15 protein-coding genes are annotated in these 16227 nt (G+C 59.3%); 8 read left to right on the plus strand and 7 right to left on the minus strand.

What is annotated here, in order from left to right; all coding sequences use genetic code 11:
• Positions 1-13: 13 nt before the first annotated feature.
• On the minus strand, positions 14-2785 hold the full coding sequence (locus ABEB25_RS10305) for a 2-oxoglutarate dehydrogenase E1 component (RefSeq protein WP_345736320.1): 2772 nt from the start codon (positions 2783-2785) through the stop codon (positions 14-16).
• Between the two features lie 181 nt (positions 2786-2966).
• On the opposite strand from ABEB25_RS10305, the gene ABEB25_RS10310 reads away from it, so the two are divergent.
• Positions 2967-4217, plus strand: coding sequence for a competence/damage-inducible protein A (locus tag ABEB25_RS10310; RefSeq protein WP_345736321.1), 1251 nt, complete (start codon positions 2967-2969; stop codon positions 4215-4217).
• A 14-nt stretch (positions 4218-4231) separates the two neighbouring features.
• On the opposite strand, the gene sugE is transcribed toward ABEB25_RS10310, so the two are convergent.
• Positions 4232-4552, minus strand: coding sequence for a quaternary ammonium compound efflux SMR transporter SugE (gene sugE, locus ABEB25_RS10315; RefSeq protein WP_345736322.1), 321 nt, complete (start codon positions 4550-4552; stop codon positions 4232-4234).
• A 127-nt stretch (positions 4553-4679) separates the two neighbouring features.
• Between sugE and ABEB25_RS10320 the strand changes: the two genes are divergently transcribed.
• The gene (locus ABEB25_RS10320; RefSeq protein ID WP_345736323.1) at positions 4680-5654 is read left to right on the plus strand and encodes a ThuA domain-containing protein; all 975 of its coding nucleotides are present in this window, start codon (positions 4680-4682) and stop codon (positions 5652-5654) included.
• A 140-nt stretch (positions 5655-5794) separates the two neighbouring features.
• Here the strand turns inward: ABEB25_RS10320 and trxA are convergent, their stop codons facing one another.
• On the minus strand, positions 5795-6124 hold the full coding sequence (gene trxA / locus ABEB25_RS10325) for a thioredoxin (protein ID WP_345736324.1): 330 nt from the start codon (positions 6122-6124) through the stop codon (positions 5795-5797).
• A 150-nt stretch (positions 6125-6274) separates the two neighbouring features.
• Between trxA and mazG the strand changes: the two genes are divergently transcribed.
• Complete coding sequence (gene mazG, locus ABEB25_RS10330; protein WP_345736325.1) at positions 6275-7042, plus strand: nucleoside triphosphate pyrophosphohydrolase; 768 nt, start codon at positions 6275-6277, stop codon at positions 7040-7042.
• Positions 7042-7818 carry a YdcF family protein gene (locus ABEB25_RS10335; RefSeq protein WP_345736326.1) on the plus strand — a complete coding sequence of 259 codons (777 nt, stop codon included), beginning with the start codon at positions 7042-7044 and terminating at the stop codon, positions 7816-7818. Before mazG ends, ABEB25_RS10335 begins: the two co-directional genes overlap by 1 nt.
• Positions 7819-7838: 20 nt before the next feature.
• On the opposite strand, the gene menD is transcribed toward ABEB25_RS10335, so the two are convergent.
• Positions 7839-9380, minus strand: coding sequence for a 2-succinyl-5-enolpyruvyl-6-hydroxy-3-cyclohexene-1-carboxylic-acid synthase (menD, locus tag ABEB25_RS10340; protein ID WP_345736327.1), 1542 nt, complete (start codon positions 9378-9380; stop codon positions 7839-7841).
• 20 nt (positions 9381-9400) lie between these two features.
• Positions 9401-10420 (minus strand): chorismate-binding protein, encoded by a 1020-nt coding sequence (locus ABEB25_RS10345; protein WP_345736328.1) that lies wholly within the window; start codon positions 10418-10420, stop codon positions 9401-9403.
• 88 nt (positions 10421-10508) lie between these two features.
• Here ABEB25_RS10345 and ABEB25_RS10350 point away from each other — a divergent pair, with 88 nt between their 5' ends.
• Positions 10509-11138, plus strand: a complete 630-nt coding sequence (locus ABEB25_RS10350) for a hypothetical protein (RefSeq protein WP_345736329.1) — start codon at positions 10509-10511, stop codon at positions 11136-11138.
• Complete coding sequence (locus ABEB25_RS10355) at positions 11138-11884, plus strand: TlyA family RNA methyltransferase (protein ID WP_345736330.1); 747 nt, start codon at positions 11138-11140, stop codon at positions 11882-11884. The genes ABEB25_RS10350 and ABEB25_RS10355 overlap by 1 nt, the downstream gene beginning before the upstream one ends.
• Here the strand turns inward: ABEB25_RS10355 and ABEB25_RS10360 are convergent.
• Complete coding sequence (locus ABEB25_RS10360) at positions 11873-12346, minus strand: hypothetical protein (RefSeq protein WP_345736331.1); 474 nt, start codon at positions 12344-12346, stop codon at positions 11873-11875. The two genes, ABEB25_RS10355 and ABEB25_RS10360, sit on opposite strands and share 12 nt — an antisense overlap.
• Before the next feature lie 178 nt (positions 12347-12524).
• The gene (locus ABEB25_RS10365; RefSeq protein WP_345736332.1) at positions 12525-13724 is read right to left on the minus strand and encodes a right-handed parallel beta-helix repeat-containing protein; all 1200 of its coding nucleotides are present in this window, start codon (positions 13722-13724) and stop codon (positions 12525-12527) included.
• Between the two features lie 76 nt (positions 13725-13800).
• Here ABEB25_RS10365 and ABEB25_RS10370 point away from each other — a divergent pair, with 76 nt between their 5' ends.
• Positions 13801-15804, plus strand: coding sequence for a sulfatase (locus ABEB25_RS10370; protein ID WP_345736333.1), 2004 nt, complete (start codon positions 13801-13803; stop codon positions 15802-15804).
• A 41-nt stretch (positions 15805-15845) separates the two neighbouring features.
• Positions 15846-16211: a 6-carboxytetrahydropterin synthase QueD gene (gene queD, locus ABEB25_RS10375; RefSeq protein ID WP_345736334.1), complete on the plus strand. Its 366-nt coding sequence runs from the start codon at positions 15846-15848 to the stop codon at positions 16209-16211.
• The last annotated feature ends 16 nt before the right edge of the window (positions 16212-16227 follow it).

Below are 16227 nucleotides of genomic sequence, written 5' to 3' on the forward strand. Positions count from 1 at the left end.
CAGAGGCCTGCGATTAAACGGAGAAGGCGTCTTCGACGAGTTTGTCCTGCTCAAGCACGTGGATGGCTTTGGAGCCGGCGGCTGGGCTGGAGCTGCGCTCACGGCCGGCATAGCGGATGCGGTGGCCGGAGATGTCGGAGAGGCGATTGCGGATGTAGGTGAAGGCACCCATGTTCCGGGGTTCTTCCTGACACCAGACCCACTTCTTCTGCGCACGCGGATAACGGGCGACGATCTCCTTGAGCATGTCTTCGTGCAGGGGATAAAGCTGCTCGATGCGGATGATGGCGGCGTTCTTGATCTTGTTCTCTTCGCGGAATTCGAGGAGGTCGTAATAAACCTTACCGCTGCAAAGGATGAGACGGGTGACACGCTCGGCAGGACCCAAGAGATTTTCGTCATCAAGGATCTCCTTGAAGGCGGTGCCTTCGCTCATGTCGCTGATTTTGGAGACGCACTTCGGATGGCGCAGGAGGCTCTTCGGCGTCATGACGATGAGCGGCTTGCGGAAACCGCGCTTCATCTGGCGACGCAGGGCGTGGAAATACTGGGCCGGGGTGGTGAAGTTGCAGACCTGCCAGTTACGGCCGGCGGAAAGCTGGAGGAAGCGCTCAAGGCGGGCGCTGGAGTGCTCCGGCCCCTGGCCTTCATAGCCGTGAGGCAGCAGCATGGTGAGCTGGCTTGGTCGCTGCCACTTGCTCTCGGCGCTGGCGATGAATTGGTCGATGATGACCTGGGCACCGTTGACGAAGTCACCAAACTGGGCTTCCCAGCAGATGAGGACGTTGGGGGCGAGCAGGGTGTAACCGTAGTCGAAACCAAGCACGGCAGCTTCGGAAAGAAGACTGTTGTAAACGCAGAAGCGGCCCTGGTCCTCGGAGAGGTTGTTCAGCGGGATGTGGCGCTCGCGGGTTTCCGTATCGTAAAACACGCAGTGGCGCTGGCTGAAGGTTCCGCGACGGACGTCCTGACCGGAAAGGCGCACACCCAGACCTTCGGTAAGAAGGGAACCAAAAGCCAAAGATTCGGCGTAGGCCCAGTCAAATCCTTCGCCAGAATCCACGGCCTTTTTACGGGCGGCGAGGAAGCGCTTGGAGATGGTGGGATGCAGGCGGAAGCTTTCGGGCGTTTGCAGCAGCTTTTCACCCAGGGCCTTCAGTTCGGCTTCAGGGACTCCAGTCAGAACGGGGTCGAAGTTGAACGGTGGCTGTGGTTCAGCGGTGGAACCTTCATAAGGGTTGTCTCCGAGTTTTTCTTCGCGTTCGGCGAGCGTTTTCACGCCGTCTTCAAGCTCGTCTTCCAGTTCCTTTTGCAGGGCGGCGGCACCAGCTTCATCCAGCACGCCTTTCTGGGCGAGAACGCCTTTATAGATTGCGGCGGTGGAAGGGTGGGCGGCGATGGAGCGCGCCATGTTTGGCTGGGTGAATGCAGGTTCGTCGGTCTCGTTATGGCCGTAACGACGATAGCAAACAATGTCGATGACGATGTCACGGCCAAAGGTTTGGCGGAATTCGATGGCCAACTTGGCGGCATGGGCCACTTCCAGTGGGCAGTCGCCATTCACGTGGATGATTGGCGCGTCTATCATCTTGGCCACGTCGGTGCAATACTTGGTAGAGCGTGCATCGGCAGGCAGGGTGGTGAATCCGATCTGGTTGTTGACGACGAGATGGATGGTGCCGCCTGTGCGGTAACCGGGAAGCTGGGACAAGTTAAGCACTTCCGTCACGATACCTTGGCCGGCGAAAGCGGCGTCACCGTGGACGAGAACCGGGATGACCTGTTTACGGTCATTGGTATCGCCGAGGATGCGCTGGCGGGCGCGGGCCATGCCTTCCACCACGGGGTCCACTGCTTCGAGGTGGCTCGGGTTGGGAGCCAGCATGACGGCAATGTCATGACCGTCGCGGGTCTTGCGCACGGTTTCGAAACCGAGGTGGTATTTCACATCGCCATCACCGGCGACCATGTTTGGCACATAGTTTTCGCTGAATTCGTAGAACAGGGTTTCCAGCGGCTTGCGCAGGAAATTGGCCAGCACGCTGAGGCGGCCACGGTGCGCCATGCCCATGACGATTTCCTTAGCACCGAGGCGGGGCAGGTTTTCCAGGATCGTCTCCAGAGCGACCAGAAGGGATTCGCCACCTTCCACAGAGAAGCGCTTCTGGCCGACGTAGCGCCGATGAAGGAAGCGCTCAAAGGTTTCTGCCTCCAGAAGCCAGCGCAGGGCGTCGATCTGTGATTCAGCCGCCGGAGCGGGTTCAAAGGGGCGGTTCTCGATGCGCTCAAGCAGCCAGTTTTGAATCTCCGGCGTGTGGATGTGCATGAACTCGTAGCCAGCGGTGCCGCAATAGATGCGGCGCAATTCTTCCAGCATGGCCTGCAGTTTCATGGGCTGGCCATTGCGGAACATGTGCGTCTGCACCTCTTCGTTCAAGTCTTCCTGGGTAAAGCCGAGGCCTTCAACGGAAAGGGTGGGTGAATCGGGAGCCGAAGGGGAAAGCGGGTCCACATGGGCGGCAATGTGGCCGAGGGAGCGGAAGACCAGCAGGGCGTTGGTCACGCGCATGCGAAAGTTCAGCGTCTTTTCAGAAAGGGTCTCGCAGGTGCCCGTGCTGCCTTTGTCCCCTTTGGCCTGGCGTTTAGCCAGTTCAGCGAGGCCGAGCTCAAATCCTTCGAAGAAGGATGCCCATGTGGCATCGACGGAACGTGGATCTTTTTTCCAGTCTGTGTATTGGGAGTCGAGGAGGTCAGAGTTTGCCCGGAAGGGCACGGTGGCAGTCATGGCGTTGGGGGTCAGGCAGAATGAGCCCTTTTGCTACGCTTGCAACTTTGTAAAGGACGTAATTGGAGGAATCTTCATGCAACCAAGGCCGAAGATCACCCGAAGATGCAAAAGCATGATGAAATGACCGACCTTTTCCGGCCCTTGATGTCACGCCTTCCCACCTCTATCTGCTGCCTTCATGCGCCTCGAACTCGTCAATACCGGCACCGAACTCTGCCTCGGTGACACCATCAACACCAATGCGGCCTGGATCGGCCAGCGAATGGCCGCCCTGGGCATCGAGGTGGCCCGGCAGACCATCGTGCCGGATGGAGGGGCTGTGCGCGAAGCCATTGAGGAAGCGGCTGCTCGCGCGGATGTGGTGCTGGTTTCCGGCGGTCTTGGGCCGACCAATGACGATGTGACCCGTGAATCCACGGCGGAGCTCCTGGGACTACCGCTCGTCCAGGATGCCGGAGTGACGGAGCAACTGAACGCCTACTTTGCCAAGCGCAACAAGGTGCCTGCCGTCTCCAACCTCCGCCAGGCCATGGTTCCTGTAGGCGCTACGGTGCTGGAAAACGCCTATGGCACGGCCCCTGGGCTGTATTTCCCGGCGGAGCTGAGTGCTGTCCGTGGGTGGCACAGCCATATTTTTCTGCTGCCTGGGCCGCCGCGTGAGATTAAGCCCATGGTGGAATCCTGTGTGGAACCGCGCTTGCGTGCGCTTCTGCCAGATGGCGAAAACCGCCGGGTCATCTATCTGAAGCTGACAGGCATTGGCGAGTCGGAGATCGTGGAAAAAGTGGAAAAAGACCTCGAGGCCCTGGCTGGGCTGGAGCTGGGTTACTGCATCGGCAAGGGAGATGTGGATGTGCGTCTGGCGGGGCTGGCCGGTCCGGTGGCGGCCGGGGCCCAGATTGTGCGCGAGCGATTGGGCGAATATATTTTGTCCGAAGACCGCCGCGTGCTGGAAGAGGTCATCATCCAGTTGCTGACGGAGCGCGAAGAGTGGCTAGCCACGGCGGAGTCCTGCACGGGAGGTTACCTTTCCAGCCGGCTCACGGATGTCAGCGGCTCCTCCAAGGTTTACGGTCATGGCTTTGTGACCTATGCGAATGAGGCCAAGGAGAAACATCTCGGCGTCTCGGCTGATCTTTTGCAAGTGCATGGTGCCGTGAGCGAGCCGGTGGCCCGGGCCATGGCCGAGGGATGCCTGCGCACATCCGGGGCGGATTACGCGATTTCCATCACAGGCATCGCAGGGCCGACGGGAGGCACGGAGGAAAAGCCAGCGGGTACGGTTTATGTCGGGCTGGCTTCAAAAGGGCGCGAGACGGTGGTGCGGAAGTTTTTTTACCCCATCTCGCGCGACCGTTTCAAGCTGCTGACTTCCCAGGCCGCGATGGACCTTTTGCGCAGGCTTATTCAAGGCCTGCCGCTTGGGTGATGCGGGCTGCGGCCTCAGGCTGGCGAGCTCATCTTTAGCCCGATGATGCCCGCCAGGATGAGGGCGATGCAGATGAGCCGGATAGCCGTGCGAGGCTCATCAAAAAAGACGATGCCGATGATCGCGGTGCCCACCGCGCCGATGCCGGTCCAGACGGCATAGGCGGTGCCGATGGGCAGGGTCTTCAGCGCCTGGGAGAGCAGGCCGAAGCTGACGATCATGAGAGTGGCCGTGAAGACACTGGGCCACAGTCGCGTCCAGCCGTACGTATGTTTTAAACCAATGGCCCAAGCAATTTCAGTGAGCCCCGCCAGCAAAAGATAGATCCAAGCCATTTTAAACAAGTGTTGCCAGGGTCGTCCCTGCTGTGAAAAATGGAACTGCGAGGTCGTCCTCGCGTCCGTGGTGGTAAGGCTTGGTACTTAGCCCACGTTGTGTGTTTGTCAATCCAACTCCAACTCTATGATACGTCGTTCGTTTTTCACCCTCCTGGCCGTGCTGGCCGCCGTCACTTCTTACGCGGCAGATGCCCCTAAAAAGCTGCTTGTCGTCACTGTGACCACGGGCTTCCGCCATTCCTCCATCGAGACCGCCGAAAAGGTGCTGGCAGAGCTGGGCAAGTCCTCCGGAGCTTTCACTGTGGACTATGTCCACCAGCCTGAGGGGCAGCCCAAGAATCCAGGCAAGGCCCCGGAAAAGAAGCCCAATGAAACCGATGAGGCTTTCAAGGCCAAGCAGGAAGCCTACAGCAAGGCACTGGCTGACTACAACACCGCCAATGCGGTCTGGAATGACAAGGTGAAAGCCTACATGGCGGAGCACATGGCGATTGAGAAGATCAAGGGTTATGACGGTTTCATCTTTGCCAATACGACGGGTGACCTGCAGTTCCCGGACCGGGATGGTTTTGTGGAACTGATCAAAGGCGGCAAAGCCTTTGTGGCCATGCATTCCGGTGGAGACACCTACCATCCTTTCCGCGGTTATGTGGACATGCTGGGCGGTGAATTCCAAACCCACAAGGCCCAGGTGGAAGTGCAGCCTGTGCTGCATGATCCTGCGCACCCGGCCACGAAGCCCGTGCCTGCGGGCTGGCGCGTGTTTGACGAGATCTACCTCTTCAAGAACTATGATCCGGCCAAGGTGCACGCCCTCATGGGTCTGAACAGTCATCCGAATGAAGGCACCCCTGGTTATTACCCAGTGTCCTGGTGCAAAGAGTTCGGCAAGGGCAAGGTGTTTTACACCTCCTTGGGACATCGTGAAGACGTCTGGGATCCGACCTGGAAAGAAGGCACGAAGGACCGCAAGAACTCCCCTGAGATTGCCAAGACCTATCAGGAACACATCCTGGGCGGCATCAAGTGGGCGCTGGGCCTTGTCGAAGGCGATGCCGAAATCGGCAATCTGAAGGCTGAGCTTGGCCCAGTGAAGTAAGTTGGCCTAACTCAAAGTTAGTCTTTAAAAGAAAGGAGAGCGTCCCATTCGGGGCGCTCTTTTTTTTATTCGGGTTCGTTGCATGAAAAAAGCCAGCCACCTTGCGGCGACTGGCTTTTGGGAAAGACCTTGGAAACGGATTAAGCCAGGGCGTCCAGCTTGCGTGAAAGAGCATCCTTGGACTGCACGCCGACGACGGTCTCCTTCACTTCGCCATTCTTGATGAAGAGCAGCATCGGGATGGAGCGCACGCCATACTGGGCGGCCAGATTTGGATTTTCATCCACGTTCACTTTGGTGACCTTCACGGCGGCGCCTTTTTCGGCGGCCAGTTGTTCCAGGATGGGGGTCAGCATCCGGCAAGGACCGCACCATTCAGCCCAGAAGTCCACAATGACAGGGACCGTGCTGCTGGAGATTTCCGTCTGGAAGTTGGATTCGTTCAGATTGAGGACTGCTTCGGAGGCCATAGGTAGGAGGGGGTTGAAAAGGTTACGGGAGGGGTGGCTCTGACGATGCATGAGGTAGGCGCACACGTCCGTGAATCAATCATTTTCACGTTTCATCCGCCGCTTTTGCGGCTATCGCGTGCAGGAATGAGCCTTGATCACCCAGATCCCATGACCCGTCTGCGTTACGTTGTGCACCGTCTGCGCGCCCCTGGTGGCTGCCCATGGGACCAGGAACAGACGCACGAAACGCTTATCCCGCATGTGCTGGAGGAGGCCTATGAAGTGGTGGATGCCATCCGCAGCCGGGATCCGGCGCAGATGTGCGATGAACTGGGTGATCTGCTGTTGCAGCCCGTGCTCCATGCGGAAATCGCCGCCGGGGCGGGCACCTTTGACCTGGATGCCGTGGCCACGGGCTTGACGGAGAAACTGATCCGCCGCCACCCGCATGTGTTTGGCGATGCCAGTGCGAATGATTCGGCCGCAGTGCTGACGCAGTGGGATGCCATCAAGCGGCAGGAAAAGGGTACGCAAAAGGAAGGTCACCTGCATGGAGTGGGCGGGGGGCTGCCAGCCCTGATGCGTGCGCAGAAACTGCAAAAGAAGGCGGCCCTTGTGGGCTTTGACTGGCCGGATGTTGCACCCGTGTTTGGCAAGATCCGCGAGGAGGCTGCCGAACTGGAAGAGGCTGTCTCCGCCGGCCAGACGGCGGCCATCGAAGAGGAGCTGGGGGACCTGCTCTTCAGCGTGGTCAATCTGGCGCGCAAGCTGGGTGTGGAATCTGAGGCTGCGCTGGCTGCGGCTAACGAAAAGTTTGTTCGCCGGTTTCATCAGGTGGAGTCCGCCCTGACCGCTGAAGGCAAGAAGCTGGGCGAGGCGACCTTGGCGGAAATGGATGCGGCCTGGGACACCGTGAAAAAGCAGACTCAAGCCTGATGAACACGGTGCTGCGCGAGATCCTGTTTCTGCTCCAGCCTTTGTGTCTGGTGTGGCTGCTACTGACGGCGTGGCTGCTGAGGATGCTGTGGAAGAGGTTGTGGCGCTGGTCTTTGCTGCCCGTTTGTGCGTGGGTCATTTTGACAGTCGTCACCTGCACGGCGCTGCCTTCCTGGCTGATGGCGGGGCTGGAGTCTCAGCATGAGTTGCCGACGATGGAGGAAATGGCGGGAGCGGATGCCATCATCTGTCTGGGTGGCGGTGTGGAGCCTTCATTCAAGGAACCCACGGGCATGCATCTGATGCGGGGTGCGGATCGCCTGGCCACTGCACTTTCGATGGCGATCTCAGGTGTAGCGCCGGTTCTTGTTTTGGGCGGTGCAGGGTACGAGCATGAAGGGCAGTACGTATCCGAAGCAGATGCCGTCTTTGCCAACTTACAGAACTACCCCCGGCTGAGCTTTGAGCAGATCAGCCTCGGCGTCTGCGCGAATACTCGTGATGAGGCTCTGAAGGTGGCTGATCTGGTGGAAAAGCGAGGCTGGAAAAAGGTGCTGTTGGTGACCTCGGCCAACCACATGCCGCGTGCCTGGGCCACCTTTAAAAAAGCGGGAGTGCCTGTCTTGCCCATTCCTTGCCACTACATGAGCAGCTTTCACCGGGTGGGTGAGGTGGACTGGCTGCACATGCCCTATGCAGGTTCACTGGAGCTCTTTGACTCCTGGTTTCACGAATGGATCGGCACGCGCCTGTATCAGTGGCGCGGCTGGATGTAATGGACAGATGCGGCGGCGATCTATTTCATCGCCGCATAAAGGGCATCGGTCTGGTCCGCATCCGGCAGGATTTCGATGAGTACGGGACCATCCGGCAAATCTTCGAGCTGATCTGGATGAGTGATCTGCACATAGTTTAGCCCCCACATCTGTGCCCAGGGGGCAAAGGTCACCCGATGGCGGTTTTCGATGATGTGCCTGGCCTGCCGTGAAAGGGAACGGAGCGAGGAGACCTGGGAGAAGATCTTGCCCCCGCCGTTGTTGATGACGACGAGCTTGCGGTTGCCTGCGGGAAGCTGGGGCATGATCCAGGGGGCGGCGAGATCATACATGGCGCTGAGGTCGCCAATGATCAGCCAGCTTTCACGGACGATGGCGCTGGTGCCCAGCCAGGTGGAAACCACGCCGTCAATGCCATTGGCCCCTCGGTTGGCAAAGAACTCGATTTCAGGCTGAACGGAACTGACGCCGAGATTGAATTCGCGGATCGGCAGGCTGTTGCCAAGAAAGACCTGCGCCTGGGTGGGGATGTGCATGGCCAGCTCGCGAATCCAGGCGGGCTCAGATAGCGGGTGGTCGCTCAGGCGGGCCTGGACATCGGGTGCGTTGCTGGCCAGGACGGCTGGTGGGAGCTGAAATCTGGCCAGTCCAGGCAGGCAGGACCAAGGCAAGGTTTGCACTTTTTCCTGCCTGGCCAAACCTGGAAACGGCTGCCGAGAAATGTTGGTGATGTGGATTTCGGGACGGTTTTCCAGATCCCGCCACCAGCGTGCGGTGGGGATGCCGCCGATGCGGATGATCTGCCGCAGATCCAGAGCGCGCAGATGTGACTCCGCAGCCACATGAAGGAGGTGATCCAGACGAGGCCGGTCAGGCCATTGGCCCCAGAGATTGGAAGTCGCCTCGGCCATGACCGGGAGACCGAGCTTGGCGAGGACGGGGGCCGCCTGGTGGGCCTCGGCCTTGGTGAGGCCGGAAACCAGCACCGCTGTGGGCTCCATGGTGACGGTGAACAAAGGCGGGGCAGGGGGCTTGGGCGCTGCGGGGCCATGATGGGCCAGGAAGTCCACGCCGTTTTGATTGGTATCCAGCGGCTCATCCAGGCAGATGTTGATGTGCAGGGGCCGGGGGCCGATGCGGGTAGGCCAGGACAGACTGGCCCCGACTTCCACATCCAGGCAGGCGGAAACATAGGGGCCAAAGAGGTCCTTTTGTTCAATGGCCTGCGGGGCACCCGTACCGCGAAAACGCCGAGGTCGGTCTGCGGTGATCAGCACGAGGGGCAGGCCCTGGTAGTGGGCCTCGATGGCAGCGGGCAGCAGTTCGGCGGCGGCGGTGCCGGAGGTCGTCAGCACGGCCACCGGGGCGCGGTCTGCCAGGATGCGACCAATGGCAAAAAAGGCGGCGCTGCGTTCTTCAAAAAAGTTCCAGAGCTTCACGCCCTCACTTTCCGTCAGGGCGGCAATGATGGGTGCATTCCGTGCGCCTGCGGCCACACAGACCTCGGCCACGCCCATGCGGGCCAGGGCGGTGATGAGGGAGCGGATGATGTGGGTGTTCATGCAGAGTCGGGTGTCCGGCTTTACAACCCCAGCATGGTCACAACGGATTCACGTTTTAATCGCAATTCACGCCATTCATGATCAAAGGCGCTGCCACCGACAATGCCACAACCCGAAGGAAGTTTCGCCTCGCTTCCCGCCCAGCTCAGGCCTCGGATGGCGACGATCATGTGGCAGGTGGGCGCATCGCCGGGCTCGATGAATCCAAAGGGAGCCCCGAAAAAGCCGGGGACATTGAGTTGGCTGCGATACTCGCGCAGGCGATCCAGCCAGGGTTCTTCGCGGGGCAGACAGCCGACGGCGGGCGTGGGATGCAGCGCCTTCACCAAGGCAGCGGCTTCTGCTGGTTGTTCCAGCTTCACCCGCAGATGGCTCTGAAAATGCAGGAGGCCGGTGGTCTGGCAGAGCCCGCGTGGTTCGCGTTCCACAGTGCCCAGGTGCCCCAGTTGCTCGGAAAGATACCGAACCACGATCTCATGTTCCTCGATCTCCTTCACATCGGTCAAAAAGGCGGCTTGGTCGCCAGGCTTGGCCGTGCCAGCCAGGGCCATGGTCTCCACCGTGCCGCCCTGGAGTCGGAACAGCAGTTCCGGAGATGCGCCCAAAAAGCCCTGGCTGCCCTGGAGCCAGGCATAGCCCCAGGTATTGGCCGGGGCGGACATCACCCGTTCCAGCAGCCGCACGGGGTCGCCTTCGGTGATCGTGCCTTGTTCGGTCAGCACCGGGACCATTTTTTCGAGCCTGCGGGCCAGCACCTCTCTCCGGATGCGGCGAAAGGCCATCTTGAACCACTCCGTTGCGGGCTTGGCCCATTGAATGTGAGGAGGCTGGGCTCCGTTCCAGCCGACATTTTGTGCCAGGCTCTCAGGACCCACTTCCACGAGGTGGGCGGGTTTCTTCCAGGGCTTGGGGTCTGAGAGGTCAAAATCGTTGACATAGAACACCCCGCCCCCGGCTGGGGCCTCTGTAAAAGATTCGAAGGGGCCTTGGCCGATCCACGCCCGTCCTCCGGGCAACCTGAAAAGTGCGATATCCGTCATGTGCATCTTATAGTGAAACGCATGTGCTGTGGTGCAAGGGGCGAGGATTTCGCTTTTCGGTTTTCTCAAACCGAGTTTACATGCAGGCATGCGACTGACTCACTTTGCCCTTTCCCTCACTTTGATCCTCCTTGCCATCACCAGCTACCTGGCCTGGGAGGGGCAACAGGAGATCAAAGGCCTGAAGCGGGAGCGGGAATTCGACAAGGAACAGCTCCGTGCCGAAAAGACGGCTAGCCCTGACCAGGGTTCCCTGGTGCCTCTGCCCTCCACCCCTGCGGCCAGCATTACTCCCCCTCCAGCTCCAGGCACCATCGCCGCTGCTCCCCCTCCTCCTGCGGAACTCATGGCAGGCACCAGCACTCTCCCCGGCGGTGGACTGACGGTGCCAAAAACGGTCATTGAGGCTGAATCGAAGGGCATCTCCACCAATACGCTGACCTCCCTGCAAAAGCAGGTGATCGCCTCGCCAGCCGTGGCCCGGGTGAAAACGGTGGTGAAGGACCAAGGTTTTGTTGTTTTGGACGCAGGGTCCAAACAGAGCCTGGCCAAAGGGCAGAAATATGAGATCCGTCGCGGCAATGCGATCCTCGCCAAGATCACCCTGACCGATGCCATCGAAGAGTCCGAAGCTGTGGCCGACCTGGACTTTGCCTCCATCCCGACCGGGGTGGAAATCGAACCCGGAGATGAAATCATCGCCCCTGTGGCACGCTAATGGCCAGAATCCGTATTGATCTTGCCCTGGTCCAGCGCGGCCTCGTGCCCTCGCGTGAACAGGCCAAGCGCCTCATCATGGCCGGGGAAGTTTTCCTTGGGGAAGAGCTGATCACCAAGCCAGGATGGCTGGTGCGGCAGGATGCGGCCTTGCGGGTCAAGGAGCCTCCTCGCTACGTCAGCCGCGGTGGCTTTAAAATGGAAGGGGCCCTGGAACATTTCGGCATAGATGTCACGGGTCTAACCGCCATGGACGTCGGGGCCTCCACCGGAGGCTTCACCGATTGCCTGCTCCAGCGTGGGGCGGTGAAGGTTTATGCCTTTGATGTGGGGACCAATCAGATGGTCTGGAAGCTGCGCAGCGATCCGCGCGTGGTCTGCCGCGAGAACTTCAATGTCCGGCATCTGGTGCCCGCCGATGTTCCTGAAAGTGTGGATTTCATTGTGGCCGATGTCTCCTTCATTTCACTCACGCTCGTGCTGCCTGGTGCGCTTTCCGTCTTGAAGCCGGGCGGTCAGGCCCTGGTGCTGGTGAAGCCCCAGTTCGAACTCAGCCGCGAAGAAGTTGGCAAAGGTGGGATTGTACGAGAGCCGGAACTGCACGTGAAGGCCTGCACACGCATTCAGACCTTTGTCGAAAGCCGTTCAGAGCTGGAATGGCGGGGACTGGTGGAGTCCTCCATTCAGGGGACCGATGGCAACCGTGAGTTTTTGGCTTGGTTTGCCAAACGGATTTTACCAGAGTGAAAAGCCGATGGTCACGGCCCGACGCACCTTCTTATGCAGGATCAGGCAGACCCCGGCGACCGCATACAGCAGGTTCAGCATTCCCAGCCAGAACGGCAGAATGTCACGTGTCAGCCAGGGGTCCTGCTCCGTGCTGAGGGAAGGGGCCACCTGGGTGAGGAAGAACACGCCGCAGACACTGAAGCCAATAAACATCAGTCCAAGAATGTGACGGCAGGCACCATTGGCAGACATCATCCCAACCAATGGAAGAATTGTCAAAATGTACCATAGCGCAGTCGCAACCGCCCAGAGGAAAAGACCATGGCCAAAAATAAGCGCCACCACAGAGATGCCGATCAGCAAATGGGCGAGCAAAATACGCCGGGTGAAGTGAACTTCATCCCGTAATATCGCTGCACGATTGCGTTGAACATCCAGCATATTGCTTACGGAAGATAGAAAGTTGAGCATTTCAGTCAACCTGCATTTTGTATTAGGATGAACAGAAGTGCAAAAAGACCGGAGATCAGCGTCTGTATGGCGGCTGCTTAACGATTTAATCTTGGTTTTTGAATTCGCAAAAAATAAGAGCACTGTGGAGAGGGATAGGAGCCGGGGAGCGGCAGACGGTGCCTAAGCCGAGCTTCCAGGGGTTCTGTCAGCGTGATTCCACGTTGTCTTTGACAAGGCTGGCCTTGTCCGATTCGATGGCGAACCAGGCGCTGCTGGCAGCAAGTTTGCGACCGCAGTCCGTTGCTAGATTTTGGGTGATGAGCATGCCTTTGCAGGGGCGGGTGCTCCAGATGGCGGCAGTGGACAGGCCGGCAAAGGTATTGCCGCTGAGTGTGCAGGATTCGGTGCCTTCCAGCAGGATGCCTGTGCCTTCATCAATGCTCATCAGTGTCTTGCCTTCCGCAGGCCGTTTGTCCTGACCGGCCCCAATGTAGGTATTGCCAAAGTTGTTGGCGGAAAGGGTGTTCCGACCGGAGTCTGCGCTGACACGAACGGAGAACTTGTGGGCAATGGTGAAGGTGTTGGCACTGATGGCGCAGCCGTGGGCATCACGCAGATCAATGCCACCTTCCAGATGATGGGCGATCACATTCGCGCTGAGGGTGATGCCGTAGCAGTCACGGTCTAGGATGACGGCAGTGCCATTGCACTCCTCGATCATGTTGCCGCTGACGACGGAGCCATAGGTGTTTTCGATCACCACGCCATGTCTCAGGTGGTCGTCCACGTTGTTGCCGTTCATGCACAGGTTAAAGGAGTCGGTGCAGTGCAGGGCATCCTGGTTTTCTTCAAAGTGGTTGGCATTTACCACGATGTCATGGCAGTTGATGATTTCGACGCCACACTTTTTGTTATACGTAAAGATGCAGGCACTGATGCGAGGATCTTCAAAACAGTCCAGCAACTGCACCCCGTGGCCGCCATGATGATCCACCGACATGCCGCTGAGGTAGATCTCCTGGATGGATTCGGCAAAGATGCCGTCGCCGCTTTTCTCCTGGCCCTGGATGCGGAAGTCTGCCAGTTGCACACGCCAGAGCTTGGCCTTTTTGTCCTGGTCCAAAGTCGGCGGGCGGAGGATCAGTGAAGGTTTACCCTCTTCGTTTTTATTGATAATGCAGGTGGCGGCCCCAGCGCCGACGATGCGCGTGTCCTCCGTGTGAATGCGCAGGGGCTCGGTGATCTCAAATTTGCCGGCGGGCAGAATCACCAGGCCACCGGAGGCAGGAACGGAATCAAAAGCGGCCTGCAGGCTGGGGAATTTGGCCGCATCCACGGTGACGGGCGGTGCGCCGGCGGCAAAGGTAGCGGTGAACAACAGACAGAGCAGGGGAACGAGGCGCATGCCAAACCTACGTGATCGAAAGGGAGGATTGTGCGCACAGGTTGCAAGCGGTGCCGGAAATGCTCCATTGGGGCAGATGATTTTCCCCGTCCGATTTTTCCTATCGATCCTTTGCCTGGGGCCACTCGTCCTCCAGGCCGCCCCCAAAGTGAAAACCCGCAGCGCGGCGGGCAAGCCGAATGTGCTCTTCATCATCGCGGATGACCTCAAGGACTACGTGGGCTGGATGGGCGGGCATCCCCAGGCCCTGACGCCTAACATGGATCGCCTGGCGAAAATGGGCATGCGCTTCACCAATGCCCACTGCAACTATGCCCTGTGCAACCCGTCCCGTACAAGCCTGCTGACTGGCCTGCAGCCTGCCTCCAGCGGAGTCTTTGGCAATGAGCAGGACTGGCGCCGCAGTTTGCAGGTGGCGGGCAAAGCCACTCTGCCAGAGCATTTTAAGGCCATGGGATTTGCCACGGCTGCGGGCGGGAAAATCTTCCATGCCAATCACGGTGGCCCAGAGGGGCGGTTGGCAGGCTGGCATGGTGGTCGGCGTGGCTTTGAACAAGATGCTGCCTGGGACACCCGTTTCCCTGAGCCGGGGGTACAGATCCCTGACCTGCCTGTGCATACCGGACAAAACTTCAACGGCATGAACATCTGGCATTGGGACTGGGGCCAGATCGATCTGCCGGATGAGCTGACGGATGACGGCGCGGTCACCACCTGGGCGGCTGATTTTCTCAAGCAGAAGGCGAAGAAGCCCTTCTTCCTTTCGGTCGGTCTCTATCGTCCGCATTCGCCCTGGTATGTGCCGCAGAAGTATTTTGACCTGTTCCCTCTGGACAGCATCCAACTGCCGGAGGTGAAGGAAGGGGACCTGGACGATGTGCCTGAGTTTGCTCGATCCCATAACAAACCGGGCAGCCATCATGAAAAGATCCTGAAGGGCAATCAGTGGAAGGAAGCCGTGCGTGCCTACCTGGCCAGTGTCGCCTTTTGCGATGCAATGCTGGGGCGTGTGCTGGATGGCCTAGCCAGTGGACCCAATGCGGAAAACACCATCGTCGTCTTCACCTCCGACCATGGCTGGTACCTGGGGGAAAAGAACCTGTGGCACAAAGGCAAGCTGTGGGAGGAGACAACCCGTGTGCCCCTGACCATTTACGCGCCCGGTCTGACGAAGGAAGACACGGTGAGTGATCAGCCCGTGTCGCTGGTGGATCTGTATCCGACCCTTTGCGATCTCGTGAAGGTGGCCAAACCGGAGCACCTGGACGGCCACAGCCTGCTGCCTCTTTTGAAAGATCCCTCCGGCAAGAGCGAAGGTCCTGCCATCACTACCATGGGCGGCGGGGACCGGGCGAGCTATGCGGCCCGTAGCGACCGCTGGCGCTACATCCGCTATGCCGATGGCAGTGAGGAACTTTATGACCATCAGGCCGACCCGCATGAGTGGACCAATGTGGCTGGCGACTCCGCCCATGCCTCCCTCAAGCAGGAACTGGCGGCTTTCTTCCCCAAGGAATTCAAGTCCGCCTCCCGCCCGGCCAAAGAAGTGGGCAACACCCCCAGCGATGACGGCAGTGCGCATCTGAAATTGCAGATCGGCGATGAACTGAGCGCGGAAGAATCCCCCAACATCCAGGGGCGAGGTCTTTTTGTGGATGCGGTCTTTGATTACAGTCCCCGTGTGGATGCGGACAGTTCTCTGGTCTCGCAGGGAAATGGCCAGATGGGGTGGGCTCTGCATCTGGTGGCTGGCAAGCCGACGTTGAGCATTTTCCAGGATGGCAAGGTCACCTCCATCACGGGAGACGGGCTGGTGGAAGGGACCTGCAATGTGCGGGCCATGATTGATGCCGATGGTCTGATGTCCCTGGCCGTCCCCGGGCGCAGCGAAGTGCTGGGTGTCACACCTTTTGCCAACGGCTTCCCCACTCAACCCACCCAGGGGCTGGGGGCTGGCATCAGCTTTGGTCCGCTGAGTGTGGCCGAGTTTCCCAACAGCACTCCTTGGGATGGTAGGGTCTATCGCCTGCGGGTGACCGTGATGCCCCCTAAAGAGACAGTCGCGAAGCCGGGCAATTGACCTGCGGGCAGAAGCGGGTTATTGCCTTTCCTACCAATCTCATGCGCTGCCGCATCATCAAAGACTTCCGCTTCGAGGCCGCTCAAACGCTGCCTAATCTCCCTGGGAACCATAAGTGCACCCAGATGCATGGCCATAGCTTCAAAGTGGAGATCGCTGTCGAAGGTGAGGTGGATCCGCACATCGGCTGGGTGTATGACCACGCAGAAATCAGCAAGGCCATGAAACCTCTGCTGGATCGCATGGATCATGCCTACCTCAACGAGATCGAGGGCCTGGAGAATCCGACCATCGAAAACATGGCTGCCTGGCTGTGGAAAAAGCTGGCCCCTCAGCTTCCCGGCCTGTGCGAAATCGTCATCTACGAAACCCCGACGGCGCGCTGTGTTTTTCGTGGGGAGTTCTGAGGTGAGATAACCTCAT

This window comes from Prosthecobacter algae (assembly GCF_039542385.1).
Lineage (GTDB): Bacteria > Verrucomicrobiota > Verrucomicrobiia > Verrucomicrobiales > Verrucomicrobiaceae > Prosthecobacter > Prosthecobacter algae.

What these genes read in the sequence shown, in the direction of transcription:
- ABEB25_RS10310 (WP_345736321.1), top strand. Translation starts at nt 2,967, where the DNA reads ATGCGCCTCGAACTCGTCAATACCGGCACCGAACTCTGCCTCGGTGAC.
- ABEB25_RS10335 (WP_345736326.1), top strand. Translation starts at nt 7,042, where the DNA reads ATGAACACGGTGCTGCGCGAGATCCTGTTTCTGCTCCAGCCTTTGTGT.
- sugE (WP_345736322.1), bottom strand. Translation starts at nt 4,552, where the DNA reads ATGGCTTGGATCTATCTTTTGCTGGCGGGGCTCACTGAAATTGCTTGG.
- ABEB25_RS10365 (WP_345736332.1), bottom strand. Translation starts at nt 13,724, where the DNA reads ATGCGCCTCGTTCCCCTGCTCTGTCTGTTGTTCACCGCTACCTTTGCC.
- mazG (WP_345736325.1), top strand. Translation starts at nt 6,275, where the DNA reads ATGACCCGTCTGCGTTACGTTGTGCACCGTCTGCGCGCCCCTGGTGGC.
- trxA (WP_345736324.1), bottom strand. Translation starts at nt 6,124, where the DNA reads ATGGCCTCCGAAGCAGTCCTCAATCTGAACGAATCCAACTTCCAGACG.
- queD (WP_345736334.1), top strand. Translation starts at nt 15,846, where the DNA reads ATGCGCTGCCGCATCATCAAAGACTTCCGCTTCGAGGCCGCTCAAACG.
- ABEB25_RS10355 (WP_345736330.1), top strand. Translation starts at nt 11,138, where the DNA reads ATGGCCAGAATCCGTATTGATCTTGCCCTGGTCCAGCGCGGCCTCGTG.
- ABEB25_RS10345 (WP_345736328.1), bottom strand. Translation starts at nt 10,420, where the DNA reads ATGACGGATATCGCACTTTTCAGGTTGCCCGGAGGACGGGCGTGGATC.
- menD (WP_345736327.1), bottom strand. Translation starts at nt 9,380, where the DNA reads ATGAACACCCACATCATCCGCTCCCTCATCACCGCCCTGGCCCGCATG.
- ABEB25_RS10350 (WP_345736329.1), top strand. Translation starts at nt 10,509, where the DNA reads ATGCGACTGACTCACTTTGCCCTTTCCCTCACTTTGATCCTCCTTGCC.
- ABEB25_RS10305 (WP_345736320.1), bottom strand. Translation starts at nt 2,785, where the DNA reads ATGACTGCCACCGTGCCCTTCCGGGCAAACTCTGACCTCCTCGACTCC.
- ABEB25_RS10370 (WP_345736333.1), top strand. Translation starts at nt 13,801, where the DNA reads ATGATTTTCCCCGTCCGATTTTTCCTATCGATCCTTTGCCTGGGGCCA.
- ABEB25_RS10320 (WP_345736323.1), top strand. Translation starts at nt 4,680, where the DNA reads ATGATACGTCGTTCGTTTTTCACCCTCCTGGCCGTGCTGGCCGCCGTC.